This window comes from Sporacetigenium mesophilum DSM 16796 (genome assembly GCF_059569055.1).
In genome coordinates this window covers 65302-78189 of the sequence record NZ_JCANUR010000002.1, presented here as the reverse complement: position 1 = coordinate 78189, position 12888 = coordinate 65302, and the positions used below count along the sequence as shown (strand labels likewise).

General features: G+C 28.6%; 9 protein-coding genes. 2 read left to right on the top strand and 7 right to left on the bottom strand.

All coding sequences use genetic code 11. From position 1 onward, the window contains the following. Positions 1–28 precede the first annotated feature (28 nt). The 6 genes from BS62_RS03485 to BS62_RS03460 all read right to left on the bottom strand — a co-directional run bounded on the left by BS62_RS03485 (position 29) and on the right by BS62_RS03460 (position 6283). Complete coding sequence (locus BS62_RS03485) at positions 29–964, bottom strand: phosphoglycerate dehydrogenase (protein WP_496489858.1); 936 nt, start codon at positions 962–964, stop codon at positions 29–31. 216 nt (positions 965–1180) lie between these two features. Further along, a complete protein-coding gene (locus tag BS62_RS03480) occupies positions 1181–2041 on the bottom strand; it encodes a patatin-like phospholipase family protein (protein WP_496489857.1) in 861 nt (286 codons plus the stop codon). 94 nt (positions 2042–2135) lie between these two features. Beyond that, complete coding sequence (locus BS62_RS03475; protein ID WP_496489856.1) at positions 2136–2711, bottom strand: SprT-like domain-containing protein; 576 nt, start codon at positions 2709–2711, stop codon at positions 2136–2138. A 120-nt stretch (positions 2712–2831) separates the two neighbouring features. Next, positions 2832–4496, bottom strand: a complete 1665-nt coding sequence (locus BS62_RS03470) for a glycoside hydrolase family 13 protein (RefSeq protein ID WP_496489855.1) — start codon at positions 4494–4496, stop codon at positions 2832–2834. Between the two features lie 126 nt (positions 4497–4622). Beyond that, positions 4623–5675, bottom strand: a complete 1053-nt coding sequence (locus BS62_RS03465) for an FAD:protein FMN transferase (protein ID WP_496489854.1) — start codon at positions 5673–5675, stop codon at positions 4623–4625. A gap of 140 nt (positions 5676–5815) precedes the next feature. Then, positions 5816–6283, bottom strand: coding sequence for an FMN-binding protein (locus BS62_RS03460; RefSeq protein ID WP_496489853.1), 468 nt, complete (start codon positions 6281–6283; stop codon positions 5816–5818). A gap of 347 nt (positions 6284–6630) precedes the next feature. Here BS62_RS03460 and BS62_RS03455 point away from each other — a divergent pair, with 347 nt between their 5' ends. Then, the gene (locus tag BS62_RS03455) at positions 6631–8475 is read left to right on the top strand and encodes an FAD-dependent oxidoreductase (protein WP_496489852.1); all 1845 of its coding nucleotides are present in this window, start codon (positions 6631–6633) and stop codon (positions 8473–8475) included. Between the two features lie 75 nt (positions 8476–8550). Beyond that, on the top strand, positions 8551–9519 hold the full coding sequence (locus BS62_RS03450; protein ID WP_496489851.1) for a polyprenyl synthetase family protein: 969 nt from the start codon (positions 8551–8553) through the stop codon (positions 9517–9519). Positions 9520–9654: 135 nt separating this feature from the next. Here the strand turns inward: BS62_RS03450 and BS62_RS03445 are convergent, their stop codons facing one another. After that, positions 9655–12885 (bottom strand): SNF2 helicase associated domain-containing protein, encoded by a 3231-nt coding sequence (locus tag BS62_RS03445; protein WP_496489850.1) that lies wholly within the window; start codon positions 12883–12885, stop codon positions 9655–9657. Positions 12886–12888: the final 3 nt, after the last annotated feature.

The window sequence follows — 12888 nt, the reverse complement described above, 5'->3', positions numbered from 1 at the left end:
TAAAAAACAGGTGCATTAGCACCTATTTCTAATATCCTTTATTTAAATTTACAACATTTATTAATTCTTCATTATTTATATATCTTCTTAAATTCTCGTATATTAAGTTAAATCTTCTTTCATTTCTATATTCTGATATCCAACAATTATGAGGAGTTATTATAACGTTATCAAAATCCCACAAAGGGCTATCTTGAGATAAGGGCTCTTCTTCAAAAACATCAAGGGCTACCCCTCTAAATTTACTTATATTGTTTATAATATCTGTTTCATTTAATATGTTACCTCTTGCTACATTTATTAGAACTGACCCATCTTTCATAAGCTTTAATTTTTCATCATTTATTAAATATTTAGTAGTTTCTGTAGAAGGAATTGTTATTACAATTACATCACACATTTTTAATACCTCATCTAATTTTTCCATTGGGAAACACTTGTCAAAATATTTTGTATCTCTTCCATTGGTATTAACTCCATATATTTTCGTTTCAAATCCTTGAAGTCTTTTAGCACCTTCTAAAGCTAATGTTCCAGTTCCTATAAATCCTATACTCTTCCCATATACTTCTAATATGGATGTGTCCACTTTCCATTTTTTATTTTTTTGATTATTGTAAAGCTTCGTAGTATTTTTATATATTTGCAGTATATTCATTACTATCCATTCACCTATAGGTATACTATAACCGCCTTTGTTGTTACAAAGTACAACGTCACTATTTTCTACGCATTTAGTTGGTACTTGATCAATTCCTATACTAGACAATTGTATAAGCTTTAGATTTTTCATTTTGCTAATATCTAAATTACCAAATGGATTATAACAAGCTAATACGTCTATATCTTCATTTTCTATATTATTACTTATATTTCTTTCATCTTGATATATAACTTCATAACCAAGTTCTTGTATCTTATTCATTTTTTCTTTTCCATAATCATAGGTAAATAATACTTTCATACAACTCATCTCCTATATATTTTTATTTATATTATTTTATTTACCCAAAAAAATCAAAAGTCCTCTAATTTTCATTAGAGGACTTAATCTATTTTAAATGAATGTATGATAGATTAATACTACATGTAGTTTTTTAATATAATGATTTATAATCTATACATTCATTTGTATATATAGTATCCTAGATTTTATAAAATTATTCAGTTTAAATATAGTCTAATTTTCATATATATAGCTTATCATATCTTTATAATTATGTTTTGCATCTTCATAACCTATCTCATATAATTCTCTTAATGCAGTTTTGTTTTTTCCAAACATATCTATTTTAATATCTTTAGATGGCTCTATTATAAAAGCCTTTCCTTGGTGCTTATAGTCCTTTACCTCATCTATTACTTTATTGTAGAATTCATGATAATTAAGCAATATTTCTAGCATCTCCTTATGCTCATTATACATACTTGAGGCAACCCATTTTAATATACGATCTATTTTAGCCTTTTTCATATATTTCAGGTTCTCTGTCATAACTACTATGTTTTTTTTATTCCCATCTCCTATAGACTTTTTTACCGGTATTGGATCTGATACTCCTCCATCTAGCAAATGCATATCATTTACTATTACTTTTTTAGAGACTACAGGTACACTACTTGATGCCCTTAATACATTTTGTATATCACTACAGTTGTGTTTTTCTAAATATATAGGCTTTCCTGTATAACAATCTGTAGCTACAGCTATGAACCTTTCATTAGCATTCATAAGTGTATCTGTATCTAATACATTGTGTTTTTTAGGCATTTCATCAAATATAAAATCCATATCAAATATGTTTTTAGTTTTAATTAAATTTCTAAAACTTAAAAAATTAGGTCTGTCAACAAAATCTAATATGGACTTTTTACCATACTCCTTTTGTCTAGCTATATATGCACTTCCATTACACGCTCCAGCCGACACTCCTATTACATAAGGGAAATACAAATCATTTTCTATAAAATAGTCTATAACTCCAGATGTATATATACCTCTCATGCCTCCGCCTTGTAATATTAATCCTGTTTTTTCCATAGCTTCACCCTCAACCATACAAGATTTATATATTACAAGTTTGTACATTTTATAGATATAAATACATATTTTTATATAATAAATATAAACTTTGTTACTTTAATCTAGTGCTTATATGTCCATCTATATACTTTAATTTTGCTCTGCAACAAGCACTTATACTGTTTTTAAGTAAATTATCTACCCTACTTTTTCTTTGCGCAACTGCTACTAATTTATCACAGTTACTACAAAGTATATGATATTCTTTTTTATCGAAATCACTTAGCTCATCTATAACAGAACATGTACCCCAAAACTTAGAGGATATTCCAAGGTTAGAACACACCCTTTTAAATCTATCGTTATGACCATTGTTTTGTTGATCTACAATAGTACAATAAAAATGTGCAAATTCGTGACCTATAATATGTCTAACCGTATCCTCTTTACATGTACCATTTAATAATCTATCAGAAAATACAAATTCTACTGGAGTAAATATAATTTTCTTATCATTAAGTTTCCTAGAAAATTTGAAAATACCCAAACTCCTAGTCATTTTTTTACTTATTCTAATAGGAATACTATCTATATCCCACTTTTTATAATTTAAATTTGCTATCTTAGAAAACTTTAATAGCTCTAACCTTATGTCTTCTTCTTTCCATATTTTAAAATTTGAATTCATAAAATTTAATTTACCTTCCTTTAATGTTTATATTATATTTTATCAGAATTTTTGTACTCAACAATAAAAACTAATATATAGATATAATTAAAAAGCTTATAGAAAAATCCTATAAGCTTTTTAATTATATCTATATATTCTCGCTTCATATGGTCTTAGTACAAAGCTAGTTATACTATTGTGTTGCTTAACATTATAGTTTGATAACATCAACTTATTATATGATAATTTTATATCATTGTATTTGTAATTTGCTTCACGATCTGTTAAATTACATATAATAACAACCTTTTCATCATTTAAAATACGAGTGTAAGCATAAATTTGCTTATGGTCTTCTAATATCAAATAATATAATCCATAAGTAAATACATCATTTTCCTTTTTAATAGAAATCATTTTTTTATAAAAATTAAGTACAGAGTTTGAATCTTTTTCTTCATTTAAAACATTTATATATTTGTAGTTTTCATTTATTCCTATCCACGGCTCGCCAGTTGTGAAACCTGCGTTTTTAGACCCATCCCATTGCATAGGTGTACGAGAGTTATCCCTAGAAGTTGCCCATATCTCTTCCATTATTTCCTCATGTGAAATTCCCTCTTCTTTTTTAATTTTGTACATGTTTTTAGTCCTTATATCCCTATATTCTTCAATATTTTTAAATTTAATGTTAGTCATACCTATTTCTTGCCCTTGATATATAAACGGTGTTCCTTGCATTAAAAAATACATAGTTGCTAAAGCTGTTGCACTTTCGCGCCAATATTTTGTGTCATCACCTAAAGTAGATACTGAACGAGAAATATCATGATTTTCAATATATAAAGCATTCCATCCTTTGTTTTCTAATCCTTTTTGCCATTTTGTTAATATATTTTTTAATTCTAAAATATCTAACTCTTTACTGTTTCTTGTATTCCATAAGTCTAGATGCTCAAATTGAAACACCATGTTAAACTTACCTTGTTTTTCTCCAACCCAAATATCTGCATCTTCTACTTTTACCCCATTTGCTTCTCCAACAGTCATTATGTCATAATTGGAAAATGTGTTCATTTTTATATCTTCAAGATATTTATGAATTCCTACTACATTCATATGTTTATTAAATGAAGGCACATACTTTAATTCCTCTGGATTAGGCATGTCTTCTAAACCTTCTTCTTTATTTATATGACTTATAGCATCTACACGAAATCCATCGATACCCTTATCTAACCACCAATTAATCATATTATATATATTATATCTCATATCCTCATTTTTCCAGTTCAAATCAGGCTGTTTCTTTGAGAACAAATGCAAGAAATATTGTTTTGTTTTTTCGTCGTATTCCCATGCGGAACCTCCAAAAATACTTTCCCAATTGTTAGGTTCTTTTCCATTTTTACCACCACGCCATATATACCAGTCTCTTTTTGGATTATCTTTAGAAGAACGAGATTCAATAAACCATGGATGTTCATCACTTGTATGATTTATAACTAAATCAATTATAAGCTTCATATTATATTTATGTACTTCATTTAAAAGGTCATCAAAGTCATTCATTGTGCCAAATTCATTCATAATATCTTGATAGTCACTAATATCATACCCATTATCATCATTTGGAGATTTATACATTGGACAAACCCATATAACATCTATTCCTAAGTTTTTTAAATACTCTAGCTTTGATACAATACCCCTTAAATCTCCAATTCCATCTTCATTTGAATCCATAAAGCTCCTTGGATATATTTCATATACAACTGATTCTTTCCACCATAACTTTTTCACCCTAATATTCCCCCCTTTCACCCTAACTTAAAAATAATATACATATTATTTTTATAAATAAAAGCTTGAAGAAAAATTTCTCCAAGCTTTTATTTAATAATATTATATTATATGCACAATCTAGTTTTAATTTGCTAATGTAAAGTTAGTATCTGTTAAAACAAAATTATCTTTTAATCCAGAAGTTATATATACTTTATCATCTTTCGTTACAAATACAACTTCTACATCTTCAAGTGTTTCAGCCTTTTTTAAACCTTCTTCAACGCCTAGTGAAAATAAAGAAGTAGATAAACCATCGGCATCTATAGATTTTGTCGTAATAATAGAAACTCCTGCTATAGAATTTTCAATAGGATACCCTGTAAAAGGACTTAAAATATGATGATATTTTTTGCCATCTTGCTCAAAAAATCTTTCGTATATACCAGAAGTTACAACGGTCTTATCTTCTACTCCTATTATTCCTATATATTCACCTCTACTAGTATCAGGATTTTGAATACCTATTTTCCATGGTTCTCCAGTTGTCTTACTTCCCATAGTAAGTATATTACCACCTAAATTTATAATAGCATGCTCTACTCCATTTTCTCTTAAAACCTCAGCAACAGAATCTGCACTATACCCTTTTGCTATTCCTCCAAGGTCAATTTTCATACCTTTTTCTTTTAACTTAATTTTTTTATTAGATTTATCAAAGAGAATATCCTCATGATTTATTAAAGACTTTGCTGATTCAATTTCTTCTTTAGAAGGTACTCTAGGATTTTCTCCTGCAATGTCCCATAACTGAACTAGAGGGCCAACTGTGATATCAAACTTTTCATCTGATATCTTAGAATAGTAATTACCTCTTTCTATAACATTATAAGTTTCATCAGAAACCTTAACATAATCAATTCCTGCTTTTTCATTAATCTTATTTACTTCACTACCTTCTATATTAAGGCTCATTTTATTTTCTATTTCTCTTATTCTATCTAATGCTTTGTCTAATACCTTTTCAGATACTGAATCATAAATTGTAATAGTAACTACAGTTCCAAGTAAATATTCGGTCTTTGCAATAGGTTCTGATGACCCTGACGTTTCTTCTTGTTTTGCACAACCAGAAAGCCCTAAAACTAATAATACAAAAACAAGTAAGATGCTCATCTGTCTTTTGATTTTTTGCATATTTATGCCTCACTTTTCTAAAGATATTTTTTAAAATAATCAAAAATATTATATCATATATCTATTATTTCTTTATAGAAGTAATAATGGCCTTAGAGAAAAATCTCTAAAGCCATTTAAATTTACTTTTTATATTCAATTTATTTTTTTTGTGCTATAGCTTCTTTAGCAAGAGTTTTGAATAATTCTGAAGAACCTGTAGCTCCAGAAACTGTATCTACTTTCTCTATATCTTGAGTTTCTACTAAAGCTTTTTCTAATTGTTCTGCTGCTTCTTTAGCACTTACTTTAGATACCTTTTTCATTTCAGTGTTGTATCCTTCATCTTCTTTCTTAGTTTTTCCATCTTTACCTATTTCATTGTATACTACTGTTGCTATTTTTCCATCTTTATAAGTTATTTCAACTACACCTTTATATCCACGATCATCAGCTTCGCTTTCTGCTTTGAATGTTTCTTCTGCAGTTTCTGCAGTTTCAGTAGTTTCTTCAGTTGTTTGCTCTGTTGTTTCTTCCTTTGGCTCTTCCTTAGTGCTTGTACATCCTACCATTAAAGATCCAGCTACCATAACTGCAGTTCCTAAAGCTAATAATTTTTTCATTTTCATAAAATTTTCCTCCCTCAATTTAATCTTCGTAATAAATAGTAAATTTATCCGAAAATAGTAATACTTTATTAACAATTATACTATATTTATAATATATCATAGGTATATTTGGCCGTCAATATACAAAGTAAAAACGTTTATCATGATTTTAAATGACATTTATCGTCTATTTTTATTGATAATAATCCATTAAGATTGATATTTTTTTAATTAATGACTAATATCGTCATCATAGTTGAAATATCGACTTATGCATGTTATAATTGTATCAGGTATTATAAGTAGAAATCGACATTTTTTGTCGAATATAACTAATTTTTTTTAGATAACCGGAAGGGGGATTTATAATGGATAACACGAAAAAAATTGTTGTCTTAGGAGCTGGATATGGCGGTATATTAACTGCTAAAAAGCTTGCTAAAAAGTTCAAAAACGATAGCTCTGTTGAAATTACACTTATTGATAAGAACGCTTATCACACAATGTTAACTGAGCTTCATGAGGTTTCAGCAGCAAGAGTACCAGAAGATTCTATTAGAATTGATTTAAAAAAGGTGTTTGCTGGAAGAAAGGTAAACGTTGTACTAGATGAAATAACTGAGATGGACTTCAAGAATCAAGTTTTAAAGTCTAATAAAAATTCTTACAAATATGATCATCTTGTAATCGGAACAGGTTCAAAACCTACTTACTGGGGAGTTCCCGGAGCTGAAGAAAACAGTTTCCCATTATGGTCTTTTGAAGATGCTGTTAACCTAAAAGAACATATACTTAATATGTTTAGAAAAGCGATGGTTGAGCCAGATGCAGAAAAAAGAAAAGCTCTACTTACATTTGTAGTAGTTGGATCTGGTTTTACTGGAATAGAAATGGTTGGAGAATTAGGCGAATACAAGGATCGTCTATGCGCAGATTTCCACATCGATCCAAGCGAAGTAAAACTTTATGCAGTAGATGGGGCTCCTAAAATATTACCTATTTTCCCAGACAATCTTATTAACAAAGCAGTTAAAAGATTAGAAAAGCTAGGTGTTGAAATAATAACAAGCTCTCCTACTTCAGAAATAGGAAAAGATTATGCAATATTAAAGGGCGGTCGTAATATACCTACTCATACAGTAATCTGGGCAGCAGGTGTAGAAGGTTCTGATACAGTAGGAAATACTGAGTTAAAACAAGAAGGAAGAAAAAGAATTGTTACAAACGATAAATTACAATCATTAGATTATGAAAATGTATATGTTGTTGGAGATAATATATTCTATATTCCAGAGGGAGAACAAAGACCAGTACCTCAAATGGTTGAAAATGCTGAGCATTCATCTGGATTAATAGCACACAACCTTGCAACAGACATTACAGGCGGAGAAAAGAAATCTTATAAGCCTGTATTCCATGGTGCTATGGTATGTATAGGTGGAAAATACGGAGTAGCTCAAATTGGAACTCCTGGCAAGATGTATGAATTCTCTGGATTCATAGCTATGTTTGTTAAGCACTTTATAAATTTAGTTTATTTCTTCCAAGTAGCTGGATTTAATAAATGTTGGTCTTATCTTATGCTTGAATTTTTCCATGTTAAAGATAACAGAAGTTTTGTTGGTGGACTTTTATCAAAAGCTACTCCTGTTTTCTGGCTTGTTCCACTTAGACTTTTCGTTGGATACAAATGGTTAACAGAAGGATTAGCTAAACTTCCAAAAATTATGGCAGATCCAAGTAATATATTCTTAATACCAGCTTCACCTGCTGCAGCTACTTCAGGTGCATCTCAAGCAGCAGAAGCTACATCAAAAACTGCTGAAGCTATAACAGCATTACCAGTTCCAGATTTCATAGCAAATATGGTAAAATGGTCTATGGATATGTTCTTCTATACACCAGACGGTGGATTTACTGGATTAGCTCAAGTTTTCCAAACAGGTATGGTTTGTGCTGAAATAGTAGTTGGTCTTTTATTAATAGCTGGATTATTTACTCCTCTAGCTGCAATTGTATCTATATTAATGGGTATAATGATTTGGTCTTCAGGTATGGCTCCAACTGAAATGTTATGGTTCATATTCAGTGCTGTTGCATTAATAGGTTGGTCAGGAAGTGTACTTGGACTTGATTACTATGTTTTACCTTTCATAAAAAAATGGTGGAATAAAACAGGCTTCGCTAAGAAAACATATTTATATGTAGATTAGAAATTTATGTCCTTTCGAGACTACTTTGTTTCGAAAGGGCTTTTGTTTTAAAAATCATATAGTAAGGGTGATTTCATGAATAACGTTTGGAACAAGTATCCAATAATCAGAAAAGAATTAGAAGATGTACAAAAAATAATGAAAGAAAACGTAAAGTCTAGTGAAAAATACATCGAAAAGCCCCTTTTAGAGCTAATTGAGTCTGGAGGAAAGCTTCTTCGCCCTGCTTTTCTTTTATTAGGTGGACGATTCGGCCAGTATGATAAAGATAGATTATATCCATTAGCTGCTGTAATTGAACTTCTTCATATGGCTACGTTAGTTCACGATGATATTGTAGATGATTCTCCTTTAAGAAGAGGAAATAAAACTATTCAATCTAAATACGGTAAGGATTATGCTGTATTTATGGGAGATTTCTTATTTTGCAGATGTTTTTCAATGCTTTCTAACGAACATACAGCTGAAAATATGAAAAATATTTCTAATGCTATTTCACGTATATGTGTCGGAGAACTTAGACAGTATTATTTAAGACGTTCTCAAAGTATATCTCTAAAAAAATACCTAAAGGTTATTTCTGGTAAAACAGCAGCATTATTTGCATTAAGTTTATATGTAGGTGCTAGTGAAAGTAACTGTCCAGAAAGACAAGCTAAGGCTCTAGGTAAAATAGGATATAATGTCGGTATGGCTTTTCAAATAATAGATGACATTCTAGATTATACTGGAGATGAAAAACTTTTAGGAAAAAGTATAAAAGGCGATTTAAAGGAAGGTGTTTATACTCTTCCATTAATTTATGCCTTACAAAAGGATAAGAGTGGAGAATTAAGAAATCTTATATATAAAGAAGATATAAGTGATGATGATATACTGAGAATTTTAGATCTTGCAAAAGAACATGGCGGTATAGAAAAATCAAGAACTTTAGCTAACTTATATACTCAAAAAGCTTTTAATCAATTAAATAAGCTTCCAGAATGTGAAGCGAAAGATATACTTTTAGATATTATAAATACTATGTTAAAAAGAAACTACTAAAAATTCGTTACACTCATATCGCCAACGACCTTGAAAAACAGGTCCGTTGCTCAAGTTCATAAGATGGAAATTATGGTTTCCCAAATATAAAAAGGTTATATTCTTCAACTTTGAAGAATATAACCTTTTTTATTTTTATTCTAAATCAAAAATATATTTAATTTCTTCTTCACTTAATTTAGAAATTATAGTTTCTCCTGGCTTAATTATAGAATCAATTAATTTCTTTTTCCTCTGTTGTAATTCATAAATTTTTTCTTCTATCGTATCTTTGGTTATTAACTTCATTACATGAACAGTATTTTTTTGTCCTATTCTATATGCCCTATCAGAAGCCTGTTCTTCTACAGCAGGATTCCACCAAGGATCAAAATGTATAACAGTATCAGCACCTGTTAAATTAAGACCAGTTCCTCCTGCCTTTAGAGAAATTAAAAATACGTCTCCTTCTCCCTCATTAAATTCCTTAACCAAACGTCCTCTATCATTAATATTAGTTGAGCCATCTAAGTATTTATAATCAATGTTATTTTCAAGTAACATATCTTTTATTATACCTAACATAGATGTAAACTGAGAAAATATTAAAATTCTATGTCCGCCGTCTATATTTTCTTTTATAAGCTCTTCTAATAGTAGTAATTTTCCACTTTCACCTTCGTAATTTTCAATAAACATAGATGGATGACAACAAATTTGTCTTAATCTAGTTAGCCCTGCAAGGATTTTGATATGACTTTTTTCAATTCCATTAGTATTTATTTCTTCTTTAATTTCACCTTTTATCTTATTTAAATATGCTAGATAAATTTTCTTTTGATCGTCTGTAAGTTGAGATACTATTTCACTTTCAATCTTTTCCGGAAGTTCATGTAAAACATCCTTTTTTAATCTTCTAAGTATAAATGGATTTATATATCTTCTCAATTCTTCTAATGATTCTTTATCTTGTTCCTTAACTATTGGTTTTTCAAATTTCTTAACAAACTTACTATGTGAGTAAAGTAATCCCGGCATTATAAAATCGAAAATTGACCATAACTCTGTTAAGGAATTTTCAACAGGAGTTCCTGTAAGAGCAAAGTAGTTTTGTGCTTTAATTTCCTTAACACTTTTTGCGTTATTAGATAGTGGATTTTTTATATGCTGAGCCTCATCTAATATACAAAATCTAAAATCAAAGTCATTGTATAAGTCTACGTCCCTTCTAATAAGGGGGTACGATGTAATAACAACATCATATTCATTTATACTATTTATTAATTCTTCTCGCTCTTCTTTATTACCTGATATAATAACAGTCTTTAAATTTGGTGTGAATTTTTGAATTTCTGACAACCAATTGTATACAAGAGATGTAGGAGTAATTATCAATGATGGTTGTGTTCCATTTTCATTTTTTTCTGAAAGTAAGAATGATAAAACTTGAATTGTCTTACCTAGACCCATATCGTCTGCCAAAATTCCTCCAAATCCATAATTATTAAGAGTTTTCAACCATTTAAAACCAAGTTTTTGGTAGTTTCTTAATATATTATCCATATTTATAGGAATATTATATTCAATATCTTCGGGCTCTCTTATGTTCTGAACTAATTCCTTGAACATAAGATCTCTCTTTATTGTTTTAATATTACATTCTTTTAAATATTCATCGATATACAAGGCCTTATATTTAGGTAGAGTTATCTTATCATTTGACATATCATCTATTTCTAAGTAATCTGCAAGTTTTTGTAGTTTGTTTAATTCATCACTTTCAATAGAAAAAAATGTTCCATTTTTCATCTTATGATATTTTTTCTTTTCCTTAATTGATTTAAATACATCTTTTAATTCTTCATCCGTCATTCCTTCAATTGAAAATTTGAACTCTAATAGATTATTTTCAGGCTTTAATCTTACCCCTCCTGAAATTGAATAAGATTTGTTTATTTTTAATGTTTTAAAATCATCAGAATAATATATATTACAAATATTACCTAGCAAATCAAGTTTATTGTATATAAAATCAAATATTTTATCGTCGTCGTCTAAATATATATATTCATTACCCACTTTAAACTCTGAATCTTCAAAATGTGAAAGTATCTCATTTTCCTTTTCTATATCTCTTAAAATTATTTTATTATTATTTCTTTCATTCCTATATTCTCTTTTAAAAGGATTTATTATAATATCGCCATATGCAAATTCTACATTAGAAGCAATTCCCTCATTAATTTTATCTAAAAATATATTTATTTTTAATCCAGGATCATATAATGTATCTTCCACTTCCTTATTAAGACTTATATTCCCTATTTTTTTTATTGCTGGATAGACATAAGAAATAAATTTTTCTTTATGTTTTTGAGGAATTCTAATAAAATTATTATTTTTAATGCCTATTGATTCAATGAATGGTTTTAAGTTTTGGCTTTGATTATTAGATATTTTATAAACTTTATTATTAGAAAAAATATATCTCCCATCTTCTACCAAAGGTATAATATTATTTTCTGTATTTATCTCTAGCTTAAAGTCGTTATTTTCTTCAGCTAGTATAAACTTAATATCTATATCTTCCTCTATAATTTCGATATCATTATATTTATTTTCATTAATAATAATATTTAACTTTGTATTTTTCGATAACTCAAAAAATCTTTTAATTGTCGCTTGTGAAAGATATACTTTTTTTCCTTTAAAAAGACTTGGATTCCTAAGGGAAAATGACATTTCATCTAAGGAGTTTTCAATATCATAAATCTCTATCAATAAATCTATAATATTTTTATCTTCATCGGTAAAATAATGTATACTTGGATCAAACGTGAACTCCTTTCCAAAGTACAACTGTTCATTATTTATAATACTTTCAATAAACTTTTTTGTGTTTTTAACAATATATAGTTTACTTTCTCCTATTTTAAGATTTAAGTAGGTTTCTCTTAAAAAACCATTACTTCCATAGTTAAGTTCGTAATCATATTCCATATTAACTAATACTTGATCTTCACTTTTTCTGTATGTAAAAAATTCTAATATATTCTTAGAAATATACTCTTCTTTTACCTTTTCAGCTCTTTTTGACTTTCCAGTTTCATAAAGTTTAAACATCGTAGCTACTATATGTTTACAGTTACCATTATGATCATTATAAGCAGGACACTCACAGGCTGCAAAGTCAAGTTTACCATTTTTGTCAAACTCGACTTCTACATCATAGTCATATGTACCTGAAACAATAGCCTTAACTATATTAGTTTTTTCACCAAAATCTTTTATTTTGACTCTTCCTTCACTACAATATTGTTTACCCTTATTTATTGTAATCTCTTTTGAAGCATTACTATATATATCATCTAATGTTATATGTACCATATT